Source organism: Luteimonas fraxinea (assembly GCF_021233355.1).
Taxonomy (GTDB): Bacteria; Pseudomonadota; Gammaproteobacteria; order Xanthomonadales; family Xanthomonadaceae; genus Luteimonas; species Luteimonas fraxinea.
In genome coordinates this window covers 179,433-200,192 of record NZ_CP089507.1, presented here as the reverse complement: position 1 = coordinate 200,192, position 20,760 = coordinate 179,433, and the positions used below count along the sequence as shown (strand labels likewise).

The following is a 20,760-nucleotide window of genomic DNA, read 5'->3' as shown; positions in this document are numbered from 1 at the left end:
TGACCGGCCTGCGTCAGTGCAGGGCGGCGTGCGTGGTGGCTGACGCTAACCTGAATCGATGCGGTCGCGCGAGTGGCGCCGCCGCCTCCCCTCAGCGCCCTGCGAACTCGCGGCGGACTTCGTTGCGGCAGCTTTCCGCATCCCGGGCTTCCAGTCGCGCATACGGACGGAAGGCCGGCAGGTCGCCGGCGAGCTGTTGCTGCGCCTCGCGCAGCGCGGGCATGCGGTCGCAGATCAGCAGCACGCCGGGGCCGACGGTGTTGCGCACGGTCCGCTCGATGCGCCGCTCCAGACTGCCGGTCATCGCACCGACCATCAGCGAGAACACGCCGCGGTCGACGGAGTCCACCGCGGCCAGTGCACTGACCTCGCCGATGTCGATACCGGCCTTGGCGACCTCGATGACCATGCCGCGATAGCCGAGCAACTGGCGGCGCTGCGCCGCATCGATGGCGACGGCCTCGCCCTCGATCAGGAAGTCGCCCTGCGGTGTGATCTCTGCCTTCGGCAGCGCCGGTTCCGTCTTCGCCTTGCGGTTGCGGCGCGCATCGCCATTCGCCTGCAGGCTGTTGGTCACGTCGAGATTCTCGGTGTCGAGTTCGGCGCGGGCCTTGGCGAGATCGGTGCGGATGTCACGCCGGGCGTCTTCCAGATCCCGACGGATCTCCTCGCGCACGCCGCCGGTTTCGGGCGGCGCCGACCAGGCGGCCAGCGGCAGACACAGGGCAAGGGCGAATGCGGTGACGGCTGCAGCTTTCATGGGTGGTCTCCGGAATCAGGCGATGGCGAGGAGAAACGGGGTGGCTCAGCCTTCCTCGCGCCAGCGGCGCAGGCGGATGGAGATCGCGATCATTACGGCGCCGGCGATGAGGCCGATCCACATCGAGGGCTCGAGAAAGTTGCTGTACATGCCGGGGAGCGAGAACATTTCATTGGCCGGTCCGGCGCCTGACTGGATGTAAGCCAGATCGCGATGCGTCACCGGCACGGTGCCCAGCAGCATCCGCGAAATCACGTTGCCCCAGAGCCAGTGGCGCTCCAGTCCGATCAGCTGCAGCAGGCCGGTCATCGACGTCGCGACGCCCAGGGCCAGCGGGATCAGCAGCGCCCACAGGAAAGGCTTGCTCTTGGCCCAGGCCGAGCACAGCAACAGCCAGCCGACGGTCGGGAACATCCAGGCCGCGTACACCGGAATCGCCGCCAGGAACTGTCCCGACAACAGGAAAACCGAGCCGTTGCCCCAGAGCAGCGGGAACGGATTGGCGCCGTGCGCCGCCGCGGCGATGCTCAGGGCGATCAGGAACGCGAACATGATGACGATCGCGAATAGCGTGGCGAACAGGGGAATCACCAGCGTCACCGTCGCCACCTTGGACAGCACGGTGGCAGTGTCGGACACCGGCAGCGACTTCCAGAACAGGACGCTACGGTCGCGGCGATCGTCGTAGAGCGCGCCCAGGCAATAGAAGAACGCGACGAAGATCATCACCAGGAACGGCCAGGTTGCCGACAGCGCCAGCGTGATCGTGATGCCTTCCGACAGCTGGTAGAGATCATCGCTGGTCAGCTGCTGGGCCAATGTGCCCAGATCCAGACCGTTGATGGTCACGCCGTTGTGCTGGACGAGGTTGCCCTCCGCGACCGCCTTGTGGGCGAACACGATGCCGGCGACCAGCAGGCCGAGCGAGAGCAGCAGCGACACGCCGCCGGCGATCATCGGCGCCCAGAAGATGCCGCCACGGTGTTCCCAGTACTCGCGCCGCAGCAGCAGACGGAAGCGGTGAGTCGGATGGGTCGATGCGAATGTGCGGGACGGAACCGGGGCGTCCACGTGTTCGGCGGCGGCGTTCATGCGTAGGCTCCTTTCATCGTGGCCACGAACAGGTCGGCCAGGCCCGGGGTGCGGGTTTCGCCGTACGTCGACAGGGTGGAAACGGGCACGCTGTCGAACAGCATCACGGTCTTGCCGAAGGGCAGGGCGCGTTCGTCGATCGGGCGGTGAGCGCGGGCGGCGTCGAGGTGTTCGGCGTTGACCAGCACTTCGACGAATCGTTCGCCGACATCGTCCATCGGCGCGTCGAGCACGATCTTGCCGTTCTGGATGAAGAGCACGTCAGTGAGGATGTGTTCGATCTCCTCGACCTGGTGCGTGGTGACGATGATCGTCTTCTGCTCGTCGAAGTAGTCTTCCAGCAGGCGCTGGTAGAACTGCTTGCGATACAGGATGTCGAGGCCGAGCGTCGGCTCGTCGAGCACCAGCAGCTTCGCGTCGATCGCCATCACCAGCGCCAGATGCAGCTGCACGATCATGCCCTTGGACATTTCGCGCACGCGCTGCTTCGGGCCGAGCTTGGTGTTGGCGAGGAAGCGTTCGCAGCGGGCGCGGTCGAAACGGGGATGCACGCCCTCGACGAAATCGATCGCGTCACGCACCCGCATCCAGCGCGGCAGCACCGCGACGTCGGCGATGAAGCAGACATCGTTCATCAGTGCGTCGCGTTCGGTGCGCGGGTCGCGGCCCAGCACCGACATCTCGCCGTCGAACCGGATCAGGCCCAGCAGCGCCTTCAGCGCGGTGGTCTTGCCGGCGCCGTTGGGGCCGATCAGACCGACGATGCGTCCGGCCGGAATCTGGAAGCTGGTGCCGTCGAGCGCACGAGCGCCCTTGTAGGTCTTGGTGAGGTTGCGCGCGGTGATCACCGGGGTCTCGATGACGGCGTTCATTCGTTGGCTCCATTGCCGATGGACTGCAGCAGGTCCCGGGTCGACAGTCCCAGGCGTTCGATCCGTTCCACCACCTGCGGCCATTCGTCGGTCAGGAACCGTTCGCGTTCGCTGCTGCGCAGCTTCTTCGAGGCTTCCTCGGTGACGAACATGCCCAGGCCGCGGCGCTTCTCCACCAGCGCCTCGTCGGCGAGTTCCTGGTAGGCGCGGGAGACGGTGATCGGGTTGAGCTGGTAGTCGGCGGCCACCTGGCGCACCGAGGGCAGCGCATCGCCGGGCTTCAGGACGCCGTCGAGCATCATGGCGATGACGCGTTCCTTCAGCTGGCGGTAGATGGGAGCGCCGTCGCTCCATTCGATATTGGCCATGGCCTCAGCTCCTTCCACCAGCGCCCCGCGCGAACGAGAAGTACGGCAGGGCGAAGCCGCTGCGAGCACGGCGGGCGCGGGGACGCGGGGTCTCCGCTTCGATGTCGGTCGTCGTCGCAGCACGCTCGGCCTGGGCACGGGCCGTCACAGCAACCGCAACGGCGACGGGCGGGGGTGCGAGCTCGCCGGCCGACAGCGCCGGGCCGGCGAACAGCAGGCCGGCCGAGAGCACCAGGGCGAAGGCGGTGCATGCGATGATCGGGGTGTGGAGCCTGCGGTTCATGAGGACCGTCCTGCTCTAGTGGGTAGGTGTTGTAGGTGACTATAACACCACCGCAGCAGGTGTCAACGCGCCTTACAGAAATTTCTACCCAACTGATGGCACGGTGCGCCGGCCATCCAGGAGATCGCGACATGCGTGGCAATCGGTGGTTCCGGCGCGTGGCGCTGGTAGTGGGTGTGACCCTGGTGGCCGGTGCGGCATTCGCGCAGGGCCCGGCTGCGCCGCGCGGCGTGCTCGATCACCAGTTCCGCCAGCTCGCGGTCCGCGAGACCGTGGATCTGCGTAGCGCCTACGGCGGTGATGTCGTGCTGATCGTCAACACCGCCAGCAAATGCGGGTTTACCCCGCAATACGAAGCACTCGAATCCATGCATGCGCGCCTGCGTCCGCGCGGATTCGCGGTGCTGGGCTTTCCGTCCGGCGACTTCAAGGAACAGGAATTCGAGGACGAGGCGGCGATCCAGGAGTTCTGCACGCTGACCTATGGCGTGAAGTTCCCGATGTTCCAGAAGGTGCACGTGATCGGTCCCGACGCGACGCCCCTGTTCAAGCAGCTCACCGAGGCCACCGGCCAGGCGCCGCAGTGGAACTTCCACAAGTATCTGGTGGGTCGCGACGGGCGGGTGCTGGGTCAGTGGGGCAGTCGCACCAAGCCGGATGATCCGGAGATCCTCGCGGCGATCGAGCGCGCGCTGGCCGCGCCCAGGCCCGCCGCCCGCTGAAGCCCGCGGCGGGCCTGATTGCTCCGCCGCCGCGCGCCCGCGACAATAGCCGGCTGCATCGCCCCGCATCCGGGGCAGGAGAACCATGCGGATGTTGAATCAGATGCGTGCCGCAGCCCTTGCGTTGCTGCTGGCACCGGTCGCCACGCTGGCCGTGGCCGCCGAAGGCACCGATCGCGACAAGAGCAGCTACGTGGTCGGCATGGACATGGCCGCGCAGCTGGCCCAGGTGACGCCCGATCTCGATCTGGCCGCGTTCGAAGCCGCGGTGACGGCCGCGCTCGCAGGCAAGCCGCCGACGCTCGACCAGGCGGAAACCCAGCGTATCGGCCAGGCGCTGGCGCAGCGCGTGGCCTCGCGCAGCGGTCGCCCGGTACCGGGCCTGCCGCCGGGCAGCGAACCGCCTGCGGTGGATCGCGCCAAGGTCGGCCAGATGCTCGGCGCCGATGTCGGCCGTTCGCTGACGCCGATGCGCGAGGAGATCGCCATCGCGCCGTTGATGCGCGGCGTCCGCGACACGGTCGACGGCAAGCCGCCGACGCTGTCCGCCGACGAGATCACCCGCGTGCGCCAGACCATGATCACCCGTGGCCAGATGCGCACTGCGCGCGCGGCCGACGACAACCGCCAGGCCGGCATCGCCTTCATGACCGCCAATCGCGGCAAGCCGGGTGTGTTCGCGACTGCATCGGGCATCCAGTACAGCGTCGAGAAGCAGGGCCAGGGCCCGCGTCCGCGCGCCAGCGATCGCGTGCGTGTGCATTACAAGGGCACGCTGCTCGACGGCACCGAGTTCGACAGTTCCTACAGCCGCGGCGAACCGGCCGTGTTCGGCCTCGACCAGGTCATCGCCGGCTGGACCGAAGGTCTGCAGCTGATGCCGATCGGCGGCAAGTACCGCTTCTGGATTCCCGGCGAGCTGGCCTACGGTGTGCGCGGCAGTCCGCCGAACATTCCCGCGAACTCGACGCTCATCTTCGATGTCGAACTGATCGACATTCTTTGACCTTTCGTTCTTTGATTCATTGTCCACCTCCCGTCGTCCGCCATCTGCGGCCGTCCGTTCCAGATCCCTCATCCCGGAGTTTTGACCGCATGAAGAACACCAAGCGCCTCGCCATCGCCGGCCTCGCCGCCGTCCTGCCGCTGGCGATGATCGCCTGCAAGCCGATCGACAAGGAAACCGGCAAGCCGGTCGAAGGCGCCGCTGCCGAAACGCCGGCCGAAGGCGGCGAGATCGCTGGCCTCAAGGGCGAGCGCGAGCAGATCAGCTACATCATCGGCAACCAGATGGGCGAGCAGCTCAAGCAGATCAAGGACGAGGTCGACGTCAAGACGCTGCAGCGCGCGATCAGCGAAACGCTCGACGACAAGGCCATCGAGATCACCGACGAGCAGGCCATGGGCATCATGCAGAAGTTCGGTGAGCGCATGCAGGCCAAGCAGGTCGCGGAAATGGAAGAGAAGTCGAAGACCAACGCCGCCGAGGCCGAGAAGTTCCTCGCCGAGAACGGCAAGCGCGAAGGCGTGCAGACCACCGCATCGGGCCTGCAGTACCGCGTGATCACCGAAGGCACCGGCGCCAAGCCGGGCCCGAACGACACCGTGCGCGTGCACTACAAGGGCACGCTGCTCAACGGCGAAACCTTCGACAGCTCGATCGATCGCGGCGAGCCGGCGCAGTTCGCGCTCAACCAGGTCGTTCCGGGCTGGCAGGAAGGCCTGCAGCTGATGCCGGTCGGCAGCAAGTACGAGCTGTGGATCCCGGCGGCGCTGGGCTACGGCGAAATGGGCTCGGGTCCGATCGGTCCGAACCAGGCGCTGGTGTTCGAAGTCGAGCTGCAGGACATCGTCAAGTAAGACCCTGGCCGGTGCGCCGCCCCGTGCGGCGCGCCGGTCCATCGAGAATGCAATGAACGACACCGGACACGACGCGCTGGAATCGCGCGTCACCGAACTGGAAATGCGCCTCTCCTTCCAGGAACAGACCATCGGCGAGCTCAATGACGCGCTGAGCCAGGCGCGACTCGAGCTCAGCGCCCAGACCGGGCTGCTGCGCCGGATGATGGATGACCTGCGCCAGGCGCGCACCGTGCAGTTCCCCGATGCGTCGGAAGAACCGCCACCCCCGCATTACTGAGTACGACAGCGATGACCGATTCCCTCCGCGACCAGCTGCTCGGCCTCGGATTCAAGGCGCCGGCCCCGGCCGCGCCCAAGCCCCGTCGCGACGAGCGACGCCCGCGGCCCGATGACCGTCGCGGCCCAAGGCCTGCCGGTCGTAGCGCCGATGGCAAGCCTGGCGCGCCGCGTGGCGACAATGCCGCGCGTCCGCAGGCCCGCAACAGCGGCGCACCGCGCAGCGACGGCAAGCCGCGCCCGAACACCGATCGCCGCGGCGCGCCGCAGGGCAAGCGCCCGCCGCGCGAGGACATCGATCTGGCCAAGGCCTTCGCGATCCGCGCCCAGCGCGAGAAGGACGAGCGCATCGAGGCCGAGCGCGTGAAGCAGGAAGAGGCCCGGCTGCGCCGCGAGGCGCGTGCCAAGCTCGAAGTGTTCCTGGCCGACAAGTCGCTCAACATCAAAGAGGCCGAGATCGCCCGCCACTTCGAGTACGGCGGCAAGATCAAGCGCATCCACGTCGACGAGGCCCAGCTCAAGGCGCTCAACGTCGGCGAGCTCGGTGTCGTGCAGCTCAATGGCCGCTATCTGCTGGTGACCGCTGCAGTGCTGGAAGAGGCCGGTGCGATCTTCGCGCCGTCGGTGGCGCTGCGGATCGATCCGGACGCACCAGCCGGGGATGACCCCTACAGCGATCCGAAGTACCAGGTCCCGGACGATCTCGTCTGGTGATCACGGCCGCGCCGGTGCGTGTCGCGATGCGTGCAGGTGTGATCGGCCTGCTGGCTTTCGCCTGCGCGGCCGTGCAGGCCCAGGACGCGTCGGAGGTCGAATTCGACCGGCCCGGCATCGGCTTCTCGCCGTCAGTGCTGGCACCCGGGCAGATCGCCTGGGAGCAGGGCCTGCCCGACCTCAGCCATGACGACAGCGACGGCGTGCGCACCACGCGCTACGCCGCCGCGAGTCTGTTGCGCGTGGGTCTTGCCGAAGATCTTGAGCTGCAGCTCGGCAGCGATAGCCGGGTGTGGGAGCGCACACGCAGCGTCAATGGGCGCGATCGCGTGCACGGCGGTGGCGACAGCAGCTTCGCATTGAAGTGGGTGTTGCCGGGTTCGAACGACGACACGCAGTGGGCGCTGCTCGCGCGGCAGGGCGTGCTGACCGGCGCGTCCGACATCCGCGCCGAGCGTGCGCAGCAGGATCTCGGCGTCAGCGTCGCCACCGGCGATCTTGCGTTCTATGTCAACGGCACCCGCGACGAGAACGGCACCGGCTGGACCGTCTCACCGAGTTACACGTTCCTGTCGACCGAAACCGTCGGTGCGTACGTGGAAGCCGGTCTCGGTACCGGCGCACAGCGTTCGCGCGCGCTGGGCACCGGCATCACCTGGCGCGTCGCGCCTGCGGTGCAAGTGGATCTGTCGGTGCTGCGCGGCTTCGCCGATGACGAGGACGATTGGACTGGTGGCTTCGGCGTGTCCTTCCTGTTGCCCTGACGTTCCTCGACGAATCGCGACCCGCGCCGAAGCGCGGATCGCGACAGCGTTTCGATCAGTCCCGCGCCTGCGCGTCGTATTCGGCGATCGGCCCGGCGACCTTGCGACCGGCCTGCCACACCGCTTCGATACTGCGCGTATTGCGGATGTCGGTCAGCGGATCGGCCGACAGCACGACGAAATCGGCGCGCTTGCCCGGCTGCAGCACGCCGCGATCGTCGAAGCGCAGCAGCTGCGCAGCCGCGCTCGTGGCGACGACCAGCGCCTGTTCGGGGCTGAAGCCGGCCTGGTCGACCATCAGTTCCAGTTCGCGATGCTCGGCGAAGCCCGGCACGCGGTGCGGCAGTGCGCCGGCGTCGGTGCCGAAGCCGATGCGCACGCCGGCCTCGCGCAGCGTCGACAGGTTGGCGAGATTCACCGCCAGCGCGTCGCGATGGCTCTGCGTCGCCGGATCGGCGAGTTTCTTTTCGCGCCATGCCGCATCCGACCACTGCGCGCGCACCGAGGCGGGCAGGGCGTTGCGTAGGAACGGCGTGTCCAGCCAGTCCGGCTGCTCGGCGTAGATGTAGTTCGCCTCGTCGATCTGCAGCGTGGCGATGTAGCCGGTGCCCGCTGCCTTCATCGCGTCGACGAGCGGCGCACCGATGGCCTGGTCGCGGATGCCATGCGCGATGATGTCGACGCCACTGGCGACGAGATCGGCGGCCGGCGCCAGATCATGGATGTGCGCGGCGACCAGCAGGTTATGGCGATGCGCTTCCTCGATCGCGGCCTTGTAGACCTCGGGCGTCATCTGCGGCGACTTGCCGCCGAGATCGTCGACCCAGAGCTTGATCAGATCGACGCCGGATTCGGCCTGCGCGCGCACGGCCGCGCGGGCGCTCGCTGCGTCAGCAGGGCGGGCGACGGGATCGTCCGCCAGCCCCATGTTGGCGGCCGGCGGCGCGCCATCGGGCGTGCCGACGCCGCCGCCTGCGCCGTAAAGCTGTGCGCCGAGCATCGGGTCTGCATTGATCGCGCTGCGGATGTCGCCGAACGCACCGCCGTTCATGCCCAGCGAGGCCACCGTGGTGATGCCGTAGGCCTGGAACTGGCGCAGGTCGGCCGAAACCTGATCCTGCGTGTAGAAACGGTCGCCGTGCTCGGTGCCGCGGGTATTGCCGACATGCGCGTGATCGTTGACCAGGCCCGGCATGACGAAGCGGCCGCGATGGTCGATGCGTTCGGCATCTTCGGGCAGGTCGCTTGCGCCGGACTCGGCGATGCGTTCGATCAGGCCATCGCGGATCACCAGCGAGACTTCGCCCAGATCGCGTGTGCCGTCGAACACGCGCGCGTTGTCGATGACGATCACGCCGCTGTCGGCTTCGGGAGCACCGGCGGATGCGGCGGTGTTCGATGCGTCCTGTGCGGGGCCGCTGCACGCGGCGAGGCAGGCAGTGGCGGCGGCGAGCGCGACGAGCGCGCCGGGGCGTCGGGACATGCGGGCGTCCTTGTTCGATGAAAGGACGGACCAGCCTAACGACCGCCGGGTGGCGGTCGTGTGTCCATGCCCGCGCGCGGCGCTATTCCGGGTCGTAATCGAGGTTCGACGCGAGCCAGCGTTCGACCTGTGCGAGCGTCGCGTGCTTGCGCTTGGCGTAGTCCTGCGCCTGTTCCTTGGAGACGCGGCCGACGACGAAATACTGGCTCTTCGGATGGCTGAAGTAGTAGCCCGAGACCGCCGCGGTCGGCAGCATCGCGAAGCTTTCGGTCAGCGTCATGCTGGTGTGCGCGGTCGCATCGAGCAGTTCGAACAACCGGCCTTTCTCGCTGTGTTCCGGGCACGCCGGATAGCCGGGCGCCGGGCGGATGCCGCGGTACTTCTCGGCGATCAGCGCATCGTTGTCGAGGCTTTCGTCGGTCGCATAGCCCCAGTAATCGGTGCGCACGCGCTGGTGCAGCCGCTCGGCCAGTGCTTCGGCCAGACGATCGGCCAGCGCCTTGAGCAGGATCGCGTTGTAGTCGTCGTGCGCGGCCTCGAAGCGGGCGACGTGCGGATCGATGCCGATGCCGGCGGTGACCGCGAATGCGCCGATCCAGTCGTCGACGCCGCTGTCTTTGGGCGCGATGAAATCGGCGAGGCAGAAGTCCGGACGCTCGACCGGCTTGTCGACCTGCTGGCGCAGAAAGTGCAGGGTGGCCTCGCCGTCCGCGTGCTGCAGCACCACGTCGTCGCCGACGCTGTTGGCCGGCCACAGGCCGAACACGGCCTTTGCGGTCAGCCACTTCTCGTCGACGATCCTGCGCAGCATCGCTTTCGCGTCGTTGAACAACTCGGTCGCCTGCGGGCCGACGACGTCGTCGCTGAGAATCGCCGGGTACTTCCCGAACAGTTCCCAGGCGTTGAAGAACGGCGTCCAGTCGATGATCTGGACCAGATCGTCGAGCGGATAGTCGTCGAACACATGCACGCCCGGCTTGTTGGGCGTGGGTGGCGTGTACTGGCCCCAGTCGCCGTCGAAGCGCTGCGCGCGCGCCTTGGTCAGCGACACCAGCCGCTTCGCGTCGCCGCGATTGGCATGGCGCTGGCGGATCTCGGCGTAGTCGGCGTCGTTGGCGGCGACGAACGCGCCGCGCAATTCCGGGCTGATCAGCGACTGCACCACACCGACCGCGCGCGAGGCGTCCTTGACCCAGACCGTCGGCGACGCGTAATGCGGCGCGATCTTCAACGCGGTGTGCGCGCGTGAGGTCGTCGCGCCACCAATCAGCAGCGGCGTTTCGAAGCCCTGGCGCTTCATCTCGCGGGCGACGTGGCTCATTTCCTCGAGCGACGGTGTGATCAGGCCCGACAGGCCGATCACGTCCGCCTGCACCTCGCGCGCCTTGTCGAGGATGGTCTGGGTGGCGACCATGACGCCGAGATCGACCACTTCGAAGTTGTTGCAGGCGAGCACCACGCCGACGATGTTCTTGCCGATGTCGTGCACGTCGCCCTTGACCGTCGCCATCAGCACGCGGCCGTTGTTCTTGCCGGCGTCGCCGGTGCGCAGCTTCTCGGCTTCGATGTAGGGCAGCAGATAGGCGACCGCTTTCTTCATCACGCGCGCCGACTTGACCACCTGCGGCAGGAACATCTTGCCGGCGCCGAACAGATCGCCGACGACATTCATGCCGGCCATCAGCGGGCCTTCAATGACATCCAGCGGACGCGTGAACGACTGCCGTGCTTCCTCGGTGTCCTCGACCACGTACTGGTCGATGCCGTGCACCAGCGCATGCGTGAGCCGCTGCTGCACCGGCGCCTCGCGCCAGGCGGTGTTCTCGACGCGCGCCGCGCCCTTCTTGCCCTTGTAGCGTTCGGCGAGATCCAGCAGGCGCTCAGTCGAATCGCTGCGGCGGTTGAGCACCACGTCCTCGACGCAGTCGCGCAGCTCCGGATCCAGATCGTCGACGATCGGCATCGCGCCGGCGTTGACGATGCCGAAATCCATGCCGGCCTTGATCGCGTGGAACAGGAACACGGCGTGGATCGCCTGGCGCACGACCTCGTTGCCGCGGAACGAGAACGACACGTTGGAAACGCCGCCCGAGACGTGGCAGTGCGGCAGCGTCGCCTTGATCTCGCGGGTGGCTTCGATGAAATCGACCGCGTAGTTGTCGTGCTCGGCGATGCCGGTGGCGATCGCGAAGATGTTGGGGTCGAAAATGATGTCCTCGGGCGGAAACCCGACGACTTCGGTCAGCAACGTGTAGGCGCGGGTGCAGATCTCGACCTTGCGGTCCTTCGTATCGGCCTGGCCGACCTCGTCGAAGGCCATGACCACGACCGCCGCGCCGTAGCGCAGCACCTTGCGCGCCTGTTCGAGGAATGCGGCTTCGCCTTCCTTGAGCGAGATCGAATTGACCACGCCCTTGCCCTGCAGGCATTTCAGGCCGGCCTCGATGACGGTCCACTTCGAGGAATCGACCATCACCGGGATGCGCGCGATGTCGGGCTCGGCGGCGATCAGGTTGAGGAACGTCGTCATCGCATGCTCGGAGTCGAGCATGCCTTCGTCCATGTTGACGTCGAGAATCTGCGCGCCGCCTTCGACCTGCTGGCGCGCGACCTCGACGGCCTCGGGGTAGCGGTTTTCCTTGATCAGCTTGCGGAACGCCGCCGAGCCGGTGACGTTGGTGCGCTCGCCGACATTGATGAAGAGCAGTTCCGGCGTGACGATCAGCGGCTCGAGGCCGGACAGACGGGTATGGCGGGGACGCGTCATGCGGCGACGTCCAGCGTCGCAGGCGGTCGGCGCGGTGCCACGTCGGCGACGGCCTCGGCGATTGCGCGGATGTGGTCCGGCGACGTGCCACAACAGCCGCCGACGATGTTCAACAGGCCGGCGGTCGCGAACTCGTGCAGCACCTCGGCCATGTCCTCGGGCGTTTCGTCATAGCCGCCGAATGCATTCGGCAGGCCGGCGTTCGGGTGACACGACACGTACGTCTGCGCGATCTGCGACAGCGTTTCGACGTGCGGACGCAGGTCCTTGGCGCCGAGCGCGCAGTTGAGGCCCACCGCATGCGGACGCGCGTGCTGCAGCGAATACCAGAACGCCTCGGCGGTCTGGCCCGAGAGCGTGCGGCCGGAAGCATCGGTGATCGTGCCGGAGATCATCACCGGCAGGCGCCCGCCGCGATCGTCGAACACGGTCTCGATCGCGTACAGCGCGGCTTTGGCGTTGAGCGTGTCGAACACGGTCTCGACCATGAGGATGTCGGCGCCGCCGTCGATCAGCCCGTGGGCCGCGTCGCGGTAGATCGACACCAGTTCGTCGAAGGTCACCGCGCGGTAGCCGGGATCGTTGACATCGGGACTGATCGACGCGGTGCGGCTGGTCGGCCCGAGAATGCCGGCAACGAAGCGCGGGCGATCCGGCGTCTGTGCCTGCGCGGCGTCGCAGGCCGCGCGCGCCAATGCCGCGCCGGTTGCGTTGAGTTCGTGGACCAGGTGCTGCAGGCGGTAGTCGGCCAGCGAGACGGCGGTCGAGTTGAAGGTGTTGGTCTCGACGATGTCCGCACCGGCGGCGAGGTAGTCGGCGTGGATGCCCTGGATGATGTCGGGCCGCGTGAGCGTGAGCAGGTCGTTGTTGCCGCGCTGGTCATGGCTTTCGCAGCCGCAGCCGGCACCGTGCGCGTGGCCTTGCGCCGCATGCAGTGCGTCGTAGCCTTGCGCGAAGCGCTCACCGCGATAGTCGGCCTCGGTCAGTTCGAAGCGCTGGATCATCGTGCCCATCGCGCCATCGAGCACGAGGATGCGCCGGGCCAGTGCGGCATCGAGCGCCGCGACGCGTTCGGGGTGCAGCCAGGTCGTCATGGCTTTCTCGCGATGATCGAGATCACCTGGAAATGCGGCGGACGCTTTTCGCGGGTGACGGTTTCGGCGCTGTGGATCTCCAGCCCGGCCTTGGTGACGAAGCGGCGCAGTTCCTTGTCCGGGAAGCCGAGGTTTGCATGGCCGTAGGCCTGCACTGCGGTTTCGTGACCGTGCCGGTCCAGGCTCGACAGCAGCAGGCGACCGCCGGGCCGCAGCACGCGCGCGGCTTCGGTGACGGCCTGCGCGGGCTTGGTCGCATAGGTCAGCGCGTGCATCAGCACGACGAGATCGAAGCTGCCGGCCTCGAAGGGCAGGGCATGCATGTCGCCCTCGCGCACTTCGACGTTGGTGAACCTCTTGAGCCGCTCGGTCGACGCCGCGACCACGCGCCGGCTGGCGTCCAGGCACACGTAGCGGTGCGCATGCGGCGCCAGCAGTTCGGCGAGCACGCCGTCGCCCGAGGCGATGTCGAGCACGTCGCCGGTTTCCAGCAGCGGCAACGCGGAGCGCGCCAGCGCTTCCCAGGTGCGTCCGGGCGAGTAGTGACGTTCCATGTCGCCGGCCACGGTGTCGGCCCAACTCTGGTCGGCGGCGCGCGTCGCCAGCACCGCGGGCGTGCGCTCGGCGTCCTGGCGCAGCAGCGGATCGTCGCTGCCGGTCGACAGCGCTTGCCACAGGGCGCGCTGCGCGGGATCGAGCGCCGCATCGTCGAAGCGGTAATAGGCGGACACACCGGCGCGGCGGTCGCGCACGAGGTTGGCTTCCTTCAGGCGCGCCAGGTGCGTGGACACGCGTGGCTGGGCGAGGCGGGTGATCGAGGACAGCTCGGCCACCGTGAGCTCTTCGACTTCGAGCAGGGCGAGCAGGCGGACACGCGTAGGGTCGGCGAGCACTTTCAGGCGCGCGGACCAGGCCTCCAGATCCATCAATATCTCCATATCGCGATATAGAGATATTGTCGGGGCGTGCGGCAGTGGGGTCAAGGTTCGCGAGCGTCGGCGTCACGCCGCGGTCACACGATAAGCCGGCCGTCATACAACGTTTGCATGATGCGAAGCGGTGCGTCCGGCGCGCTGTTTCCGGTCGATTCATGCTGCACTGCGGAACCGGTTTCGCGGGTGTTTTACCGGGTTGGAACGTTACAATCGCCGGATCGTTTTCGAGCAGGAGTTGCACGCCGTGGAGTTCGGTTTCAGCGAAGAGCAGTTGATGATCCAGGACATCGCGCGACGGATCGCCCAGGAACGGATCGCGCCTAGCGCCGAGCATCACGACCGGACCGGTGACTTCCCCGTCGAGAACATGAAGGTGCTCGGCGAGAACGGTCTGATGGGCATCGAAGTGCCCGACGAGTACGGCGGCGCGGGCATGGACCCCATCTCCTACGTGCTGGCGATGGTCGAGGTGGCCGCGGCTGATGCCGCGCACTCGACGATCATGTCGGTCAACAACTCGCTGTTCTGCAACGGCATCCTGACCCACGGCAACGAAGCGCAGAAGCAGGAATACGTGCGCGCGATCGCCGAAGGTCGCGAGATCGGTGCGTTCGCGCTGACCGAGCCGCAGTCGGGCTCCGACGCCACGGCGATGAAGTGCCGTGCGGTCAAGCAGGCTGATGGCACCTACGTCATCAACGGCAAGAAGAGCTGGATCACTTCCGGTCCGGTCGCCAAGTACTTCGTGCTGTTCGCGGTCACCGAGCCCGACAAGGGCGCGCGCGGCATCACCGCGTTCCTGATCGATGGCAGTCGCGACGGCTTCCACCGCGGCAAGACCGAGCCCAAGCTCGGCATCCGCGCGTCGGCGACCTGCGAGATCGAGTTCCAGGATTACGTGGCCCAGGCCGGCGACGTGCTCGGCGAAGAAGGCCAGGGCTTCAAGATCGCCATGGGCGTGCTCGATGCCGGTCGTATCGGTATCGCCTCGCAGGCGATCGGTATCGCCCGCGCCGCGTACGAGGCGACCATCGCCTATGTCAAGGAGCGCAAGGCCTTCGGCCAGCCGATCGGCACGTTCCAGATGACCCAGGCGAAGATCGCCGACATGAAGTGCAAGCTCGACGCGTCGCTGCTGCTGACGCTGCGCGCAGCCTGGCTCAAGGGCGAGGGCAAGCGCTTCAGCAACGAGGCCGCGATCGCCAAGCTCACCGCATCGGAAGCCGCGATGTGGATCACCCACCAGGCTTTGCAGATCCACGGTGGCATGGGCTATTCGAAGGAGATGCCGATCGAACGGTATTTCCGCGACGCCAAGATCACCGAGATCTACGAAGGCACCAGCGAGATCCAGCGTCTGGTGATCGCCCGCAACGAGACCGGCCTGCGCTGATCCGCATGCCGCCACTCCACGCCAGCATCGTGCGTGTCTGCCGTCCGCGCCGCCCCCGCGGTCGTGCGGCATCTGCCGTCCCCGACCCGGTCGCGCTCCGCGCGTCCGCGTCGTTCCCGTGTGTTTCCTTTCCCGTCGGCCCGCGTGAGAACGCGGGCCTCATTGCATCGGACCGTTTGTCGTCATGACCTCATCCCGCAAGACAGGTAAATCCACCGCGGCCGCTACGCCCGCGAAATCCACCCAGCGCGCCGCTTCCGCGAAGGCCGCGCCTGCGAAGCGCACGCCCGCAAAGAGCGCGCCCGCGAAGAAGACGGCCGCCGGCGTGCTGCCCGCGCCGCCGCGCCGCGCCGGCCTCGGCCTGCTCGACCCGATCTTCGACGCCGTGCGCCGCCGCGCCGGCAAGGCCGCGCATGCGGACGCCAGCGCGTTCGCGCAGGCCTTCTACCGGCGCATGACCGAAGACGAGCTGCCGTTGCACAGCGCCGAGGGCTGGGCCGCGCTTGCCGCGGACCTGTTCGACTTCGCCGGCAAGCGCAAGCCGGGCACCGCGAACGTGCGTCTGTTCAATCCGGTGATGAAGACCCATGGCTGGGAGTCGCCGCACACGGTGCTGCAGGTCGTCAACGACGACATGCCGTTCCTGGTGGACTCGGTGACGATGGCGCTGGCCGAGCAGGGCATCGGCGTGCACGTGCTGGGCCATCCGGTGCTTGCGATCGCACGCGACCGTGCCGGCCGCCTGACCGGTGTGGGCGAGGGCGATTCGGAATCGGTGATGCATCTGGAGATCGACCGGCAGACGCCGGAAGAGAATGCGCGCATCGAAGCGCTGGTGCGCGGTGTGCTCGACGATGTGCGGGTGATCGTCGCCGACTGGCCGGCGATGCGCGACAAGATGCTGCAGATGGCGACGGACCTGGACTCGCAGAAGATTCCGGTCTCCGAGTCTGGCCGCGAGGAAGCCCAGGAATTCCTGCGCTGGGCCGCGAGCGACCACTTCACGTTCTTCGGCTATCGCGCCTACAAGGTCCGCCGCAAGGGCGACGACGCGCGTCTCGAAGCCGTGCCCGACAGCGGCATGGGCCTGCTGCGCACGCCCGGCGCGGTGAAGTCGCGTCCGATCAGCGAGCTGGGCGCCGATGCATTGCGCCGCGAAGGCCTGATCGACGCGCTGATCCTGACCAAGACCAGTGCGCGTTCCACCGTGCACCGTCCCGGCTATATGGATTACATCGGCATCCTCGGTTACGACGATGCCGGCAATGTCGTCAGCGAGCAGCGCTTCCTCGGCCTGTACACGTCGAGCGCGTACACGCGCCGCCCGTGGGACATCCCGCTGGTGCGCGAGCGCTTCGAGCATGTGATGACCGAATCCGGCCTCAAGCCGACCGGCCACAGCGGCAAGGCGCTCAAGCATCTGCTCGAGACACTGCCGCGCGACGAGCTGTTCCAGTCGACGCCCGACGAACTGTTCCGCCTCGGCACCGGCATCCTCGGCCTGCAGGAGCGCGTGCGCAGCCGACTGTTCCTGCGCAAGGACCGCTACGGCCGCTTCTATTCGGTCCTGGTCTACATTCCGCGCGACCGTTTCAACACCGACGTGCGTCGCCGCATCGAGCAGCTGCTGCGTGAAGTCATGCAGGCCGATCACGTGGACGCGAGCGTCGTGCTCGGCGAATCGCCGCTGGCGCAGCTGCATCTGATCGTGCGTCCGCGCGCCGGCGTCGCCGCGGATATCGACCAGGGCGCGCTGGAGCAGGCGCTGCAGGCCATCGTGCGCAACTGGCAGGACGATCTGCGCGATGAACTCGTGCGTCGTCACGGCGAGGCTGAGGGCCTGCGCCTCGCAGGCCGATTCGGTCGTGCGCTTTCACCGGCCTACATCGAGTTCGCATCGCCCGCTGCGGCCGCGACCGACGTCGAGAAGCTGGCCGCGACCGCCGAGTCCGAATCGCTGCAGCTGAGCTTCTACACCCAGCCGCTGCCGACCACCGGCGAGTCGGTGCTGCACTTCAAGCTCTATCGCCGTGATGCGCACATCCCGCTGTCGGACGTGCTGCCGGTGATGGAAAACCTCGGCCTGCGCGTGATCGCCGAGCATCCCAACCGCATCGAGGTCGACGGCACCACGCTGTTCCTGCAGGACTTCTACGTCGAGGCCACCACCGGCGCGATCGACGTCGACGCCCGCGCGCAGGCCTTCACCGAGGCCTTCGACCGCGTGTGGCGCGGCGATGCCGAGAACGACGGCTTCAACCGTCTCGTGCTGGGCGCCGATCTCGACTGGCGCCAGATCGCGATGCTGCGCGGCTACTGCAAGTACCTGCTGCAGGTCGGCGTGCCGTTCTCGCAGGCCTATGTCGAAGACACGCTCGCCCGCTATCCGCTGCTCGCGCGTCTGCTGGTCGAAGTCTTCGAATCGCGCTTCGATCCGGCAACCGGCACCGAGAGCCGTGCGCAGATCGATGCCGGCCGCGAGGCCTTCGCCGCCCAGCTGCAGGCGTTGACCGGCAACGACGAGGCGACACTCACGACGCTGCAGCCGCTGCTCGATGCCCGTGGCAGCGACCGCGACACGCAGTACGAAGCATCGCGTGCCGCGCTGAAGGGCCTGCTCGATCGCGTGTCCAGCCTCGACGAGGACCGCATCCTGCGCAGCTATCTCGCCGTCGTCGACGCGACGCTGCGCACCAGCTACTACCAGAAGAACCGCGACGGCGGCCTGCTCGACACGATCAGCTTCAAGTTCGATTCGGCGCGCGTGCCCGAGCTGCCGAAGCCGCGCCCGTATCGCGAGATCTTCGTTTACGGCCCGCGCGTGGAAGGTATCCACCTGCGCTTCGGCCCTGTCGCGCGTGGCGGCCTGCGCTGGTCGGACCGCCGCGAGGACTTCCGCACCGAAGTGCTGGGTCTGGTCAAGGCGCAGATGGTCAAGAACACGGTCATCGTGCCGGTCGGCTCGAAGGGCGGCTTCATCGTCAAGCGTCCGCCGGTCGGCGGCGACCGCGACGCGCAGTTCGCCGAAGGCGTTGCCTGCTACACGCTGTTCATCAACGGCCTGCTGCAGATCACCGACAACATCGTGGAAGGCGAGATCGTGCCGCCGAACGACGTAGTGCGTCACGACGAGAACGATCCCTATCTCGTCGTCGCCGCCGACAAGGGCACCGCGACGTTCTCCGACACCGCCAACGGCATCGCCCGCGAGCACGGCTTCTGGCTCGACGACGCGTTCGCGTCCGGCGGCTCGGTCGGCTACGACCACAAGGGCATGGGCATCACCGCGCGCGGCGCCTGGGAGTCGGTCAAACGCCACTTCCGCGCGATGAACCGCAATTCGCAGACCGAAGACTTCACCACCGTGGGTGTCGGCGACATGTCCGGCGACGTGTTCGGCAACGGCATGCTGCTGAGCGAGCACATCCGCCTGGTCGCTGCGTTCGATCACCGCCACATCTTCATCGATCCCAATCCGGACGCTGCGCGCTCCTTCGTCGAGCGCCAGCGCATGTTCGCCATTCCGCGTTCGAGCTGGGAGGACTACGACAAGAGCCTGATCGCCAAGGGTGGCGGCGTGTGGCCGCGCAGCGCGAAGTCGATTCCGCTGTCGGCCGAAGCGCGCGAAGCGCTGGGCATCGAGGGCGATGCGACGTCGATCAGCCCGAACGAACTGATGTCGGCGATCCTGCGTGCGCCGGTCGATCTGCTGTGGAACGGCGGCATCGGCACCTACGTGAAGTCCTCCAGCGAGACGCATGCCGACGTCGGCGACCGCGCCAACAATCCGTTGCGCGTCGACGGCCGCGACCTGCGCTGCAAGGTGGTGGGCGAGGGCGGCAACCTGGGCCTGACCCAGCTCGGCCGCATCGAGGCCGCCCTCCACGGCGTGCTGCTCAACACCGACTTCATCGACAACTCGGCCGGCGTGGACACGTCCGACCACGAGGTCAACATCAAGATCCTGCTCAATGCACTGGTGCAGGACGGCAGCATGAAGCTGCCGGCGCGCAATAAGCTGCTGGCGTCGATGACCGACGAGGTCGCGGGTCTGGTGCTGTGGGACAACTACCGTCAGAACCAGGCGCTGAGCCTGATGGAGCGCATGAGCGTGTCGCGCTTGGGCTCCAAGCGCCACTTCATCCGCACGCTGGAAGCGCAGGGTCTGCTCGATCGCCAGATCGAATTCCTGCCGTCGGATGCCGAGATTTCCGAGCGCAAAACCAAGGGCCTGGGCCTGACGCGTCCGGAACTGTCGGTGCTGCTGTCGTACTCGAAGCTGGTCGCGTTCGACCAGATGCTCGACTCCGATATTCCGGAAGATCCGTACCTCTCGCGCGAGCTGCAGCGCTACTTCCCGCAGCCGCTGCAGAAGAAGTACGCCGAGCTGATGGAAGGCCATCGCCTGAAGCGCGAGATCATCGCGACTGCGGTGACCAACACCATGATCAACCGCATGGGCGCGACCTTCCTGCTGCGCATGCAGGAAGACAGCGGCCGCGGTCCGGGCGAAGTCGCCAAGGCGTTCACGATCACCCGCGAAACGATCGAGGCGCGTGCGCTGTGGGGTCAGATCGATGCGCTCGACGGCCAGGTGCCGGAGTCGGTGCAGGTCGATGCGCTGCAGGTGATCTGGAATCTGCAGCGTGCGTTCACCCGCTGGCTGCTGGCGCGTCCTGGTGCACTGCCGGACATCACCACGGCGGTCGACCGCTACCACGACGGGTTCCACGCGATCCGCGACGGCAGCAAGATCATCGCCGAAGGCCAGCGCGCCGAACACGATGCCAGCCTGCAGGCGTGGATCGAGAAGGGCGTGCCGAAGTCGCTCGCGATCGAGCTGGCGGCGCTGCCGTATCTCGAAGCGGCCTGGGACATCATCGAAGTCGCGAGCGAGCGCAAGCAGAAGCCGGTCGACGTGGCGCGTCTGCATTTCCGTCTCGGCGAGGCCTTGAACCTGCCGTGGCTCACCGCGCAGATCGATGCGCTGGAAGTCGACGGTCGTTGGCATGCGGTCGCACGTGGCGTGCTGCGCGAGGAACTCGGCCAGCAGCACCGCGCCCTCGTGTCGCAGGTGCTGTCGATGCCGGGCGCGACGCCGGAGGCCAAGGTGCAGGCGTGGCTGGAGCGCGACGATTCTGCGTTGCGCTTCACGTTGGCGATGCTCGGCGAACTCGCCGTTCAGAAGTCGCTGGACTATCCGACCGCCTCTGTCGCCGTGCAGCGCGTGTCGCAGCTGGTGCAGCGCAGCTGACGCTGCGTTCCGCAGGCGGGCATCCGCCACGCCGATCCCGCTCGCATGCCGAGTGGGATCGGATGGGGGTTGCCGGATACGCGACATCCCGATACAGCGCCTGCGCTAAGCTGCGCGCCG

The 20,760-nt window shown here is 67.4% G+C and carries 17 protein-coding genes; 8 read left to right on the top strand and 9 right to left on the bottom strand.

The genetic code is table 11. The features are described from left to right. Positions 1-91: 91 nt before the first annotated feature. From LU699_RS00925 to LU699_RS00905, 5 genes are read right to left on the bottom strand one after another with little or no spacing between them, the layout of a single operon-like run. Complete coding sequence (locus LU699_RS00925; protein WP_232134809.1) at positions 92-760, bottom strand: hypothetical protein; 669 nt, start codon at positions 758-760, stop codon at positions 92-94. A 45-nt stretch (positions 761-805) separates the two neighbouring features. Further along, positions 806-1,852: a hypothetical protein gene (locus LU699_RS00920; protein WP_232134810.1), complete on the bottom strand. Its 1,047-nt coding sequence runs from the start codon at positions 1,850-1,852 to the stop codon at positions 806-808. Continuing rightward, positions 1,849-2,724 (bottom strand): ABC transporter ATP-binding protein, encoded by an 876-nt coding sequence (locus LU699_RS00915; RefSeq protein ID WP_232134811.1) that lies wholly within the window; start codon positions 2,722-2,724, stop codon positions 1,849-1,851. Before LU699_RS00915 ends, LU699_RS00920 begins: the two co-directional genes overlap by 4 nt. Continuing rightward, positions 2,721-3,092 (bottom strand): GntR family transcriptional regulator, encoded by a 372-nt coding sequence (locus tag LU699_RS00910; protein WP_159678859.1) that lies wholly within the window; start codon positions 3,090-3,092, stop codon positions 2,721-2,723. The genes LU699_RS00915 and LU699_RS00910 overlap by 4 nt, the downstream gene beginning before the upstream one ends. A 4-nt stretch (positions 3,093-3,096) precedes the next feature. Continuing rightward, on the bottom strand, positions 3,097-3,375 hold the full coding sequence (locus LU699_RS00905; protein ID WP_232580451.1) for a hypothetical protein: 279 nt from the start codon (positions 3,373-3,375) through the stop codon (positions 3,097-3,099). A 131-nt stretch (positions 3,376-3,506) separates the two neighbouring features. Here LU699_RS00905 and LU699_RS00900 point away from each other — a divergent pair, with 131 nt between their 5' ends. The 6 genes from LU699_RS00900 to LU699_RS00875 all read left to right on the top strand — a co-directional run bounded on the left by LU699_RS00900 (position 3,507) and on the right by LU699_RS00875 (position 7,714). Continuing rightward, on the top strand, positions 3,507-4,097 hold the full coding sequence (locus tag LU699_RS00900) for a glutathione peroxidase (protein ID WP_232134813.1): 591 nt from the start codon (positions 3,507-3,509) through the stop codon (positions 4,095-4,097). A 103-nt stretch (positions 4,098-4,200) separates the two neighbouring features. Continuing rightward, positions 4,201-5,103 carry an FKBP-type peptidyl-prolyl cis-trans isomerase gene (locus LU699_RS00895; RefSeq protein ID WP_232580450.1) on the top strand — a complete coding sequence of 301 codons (903 nt, stop codon included), beginning with the start codon at positions 4,201-4,203 and terminating at the stop codon, positions 5,101-5,103. Positions 5,104-5,192: 89 nt separating this feature from the next. Further along, positions 5,193-5,957, top strand: coding sequence for a BamJ family beta-barrel-assembly machinery protein (gene bamJ, locus LU699_RS00890; protein ID WP_232134815.1), 765 nt, complete (start codon positions 5,193-5,195; stop codon positions 5,955-5,957). 52 nt (positions 5,958-6,009) lie between these two features. Beyond that, complete coding sequence (locus tag LU699_RS00885) at positions 6,010-6,237, top strand: SlyX family protein (protein ID WP_232134816.1); 228 nt, start codon at positions 6,010-6,012, stop codon at positions 6,235-6,237. A gap of 11 nt (positions 6,238-6,248) precedes the next feature. Then, complete coding sequence (locus LU699_RS00880; protein ID WP_232134817.1) at positions 6,249-6,950, top strand: DUF2058 domain-containing protein; 702 nt, start codon at positions 6,249-6,251, stop codon at positions 6,948-6,950. Further along, positions 6,947-7,714 carry a transporter gene (locus LU699_RS00875; protein WP_232134818.1) on the top strand — a complete coding sequence of 256 codons (768 nt, stop codon included), beginning with the start codon at positions 6,947-6,949 and terminating at the stop codon, positions 7,712-7,714. Before LU699_RS00880 ends, LU699_RS00875 begins: the two co-directional genes overlap by 4 nt. A gap of 55 nt (positions 7,715-7,769) precedes the next feature. Here LU699_RS00875 and LU699_RS00870 read toward each other — a convergent pair whose 3' ends face one another. The 4 genes from LU699_RS00870 to LU699_RS00855 all read right to left on the bottom strand — a co-directional run bounded on the left by LU699_RS00870 (position 7,770) and on the right by LU699_RS00855 (position 13,984). Continuing rightward, positions 7,770-9,197 (bottom strand): amidohydrolase family protein, encoded by a 1,428-nt coding sequence (locus tag LU699_RS00870; RefSeq protein ID WP_232149202.1) that lies wholly within the window; start codon positions 9,195-9,197, stop codon positions 7,770-7,772. An 82-nt stretch (positions 9,198-9,279) separates the two neighbouring features. Next, positions 9,280-11,964, bottom strand: coding sequence for a methionine synthase (gene metH, locus LU699_RS00865; protein ID WP_232134820.1), 2,685 nt, complete (start codon positions 11,962-11,964; stop codon positions 9,280-9,282). Next, entirely contained in the window at positions 11,961-13,058 is a 1,098-nt protein-coding gene (locus tag LU699_RS00860; protein WP_232134821.1) for a homocysteine S-methyltransferase family protein, read from the bottom strand. Before LU699_RS00860 ends, metH begins: the two co-directional genes overlap by 4 nt. Further along, a complete protein-coding gene (locus LU699_RS00855; protein WP_232134822.1) occupies positions 13,055-13,984 on the bottom strand; it encodes an ArsR/SmtB family transcription factor in 930 nt (309 codons plus the stop codon). The genes LU699_RS00860 and LU699_RS00855 overlap by 4 nt, the downstream gene beginning before the upstream one ends. Before the next feature lie 253 nt (positions 13,985-14,237). On the opposite strand from LU699_RS00855, the gene LU699_RS00850 reads away from it, so the two are divergent. Both LU699_RS00850 and LU699_RS00845 read left to right on the top strand, forming a co-directional pair. Beyond that, positions 14,238-15,386, top strand: a complete 1,149-nt coding sequence (locus tag LU699_RS00850; RefSeq protein ID WP_232134823.1) for an acyl-CoA dehydrogenase family protein — start codon at positions 14,238-14,240, stop codon at positions 15,384-15,386. A gap of 184 nt (positions 15,387-15,570) precedes the next feature. Next, entirely contained in the window at positions 15,571-20,640 is a 5,070-nt protein-coding gene (locus LU699_RS00845; protein ID WP_232134824.1) for an NAD-glutamate dehydrogenase, read from the top strand. Positions 20,641-20,760 lie beyond the last annotated feature (120 nt).

Coding starts and splice junctions, on each gene's coding strand:
- LU699_RS00925 (WP_232134809.1), bottom strand. CDS start 760: ATGAAAGCTGCAGCCGTCACCGCATTCGCCCTTGCCCTGTGTCTGCCG.
- LU699_RS00920 (WP_232134810.1), bottom strand. CDS start 1,852: ATGAACGCCGCCGCCGAACACGTGGACGCCCCGGTTCCGTCCCGCACA.
- LU699_RS00915 (WP_232134811.1), bottom strand. CDS start 2,724: ATGAACGCCGTCATCGAGACCCCGGTGATCACCGCGCGCAACCTCACC.
- LU699_RS00910 (WP_159678859.1), bottom strand. CDS start 3,092: ATGGCCAATATCGAATGGAGCGACGGCGCTCCCATCTACCGCCAGCTG.
- LU699_RS00905 (WP_232580451.1), bottom strand. CDS start 3,375: ATGAACCGCAGGCTCCACACCCCGATCATCGCATGCACCGCCTTCGCC.
- LU699_RS00900 (WP_232134813.1), top strand. CDS start 3,507: ATGCGTGGCAATCGGTGGTTCCGGCGCGTGGCGCTGGTAGTGGGTGTG.
- LU699_RS00895 (WP_232580450.1), top strand. CDS start 4,201: ATGCGTGCCGCAGCCCTTGCGTTGCTGCTGGCACCGGTCGCCACGCTG.
- bamJ (WP_232134815.1), top strand. CDS start 5,193: ATGAAGAACACCAAGCGCCTCGCCATCGCCGGCCTCGCCGCCGTCCTG.
- LU699_RS00885 (WP_232134816.1), top strand. CDS start 6,010: ATGAACGACACCGGACACGACGCGCTGGAATCGCGCGTCACCGAACTG.
- LU699_RS00880 (WP_232134817.1), top strand. CDS start 6,249: ATGACCGATTCCCTCCGCGACCAGCTGCTCGGCCTCGGATTCAAGGCG.
- LU699_RS00870 (WP_232149202.1), bottom strand. CDS start 9,197: ATGTCCCGACGCCCCGGCGCGCTCGTCGCGCTCGCCGCCGCCACTGCC.
- metH (WP_232134820.1), bottom strand. CDS start 11,964: ATGACGCGTCCCCGCCATACCCGTCTGTCCGGCCTCGAGCCGCTGATC.
- LU699_RS00860 (WP_232134821.1), bottom strand. CDS start 13,058: ATGACGACCTGGCTGCACCCCGAACGCGTCGCGGCGCTCGATGCCGCA.
- LU699_RS00855 (WP_232134822.1), bottom strand. CDS start 13,984: ATGGATCTGGAGGCCTGGTCCGCGCGCCTGAAAGTGCTCGCCGACCCT.
- LU699_RS00845 (WP_232134824.1), top strand. CDS start 15,571: ATGACCTCATCCCGCAAGACAGGTAAATCCACCGCGGCCGCTACGCCC.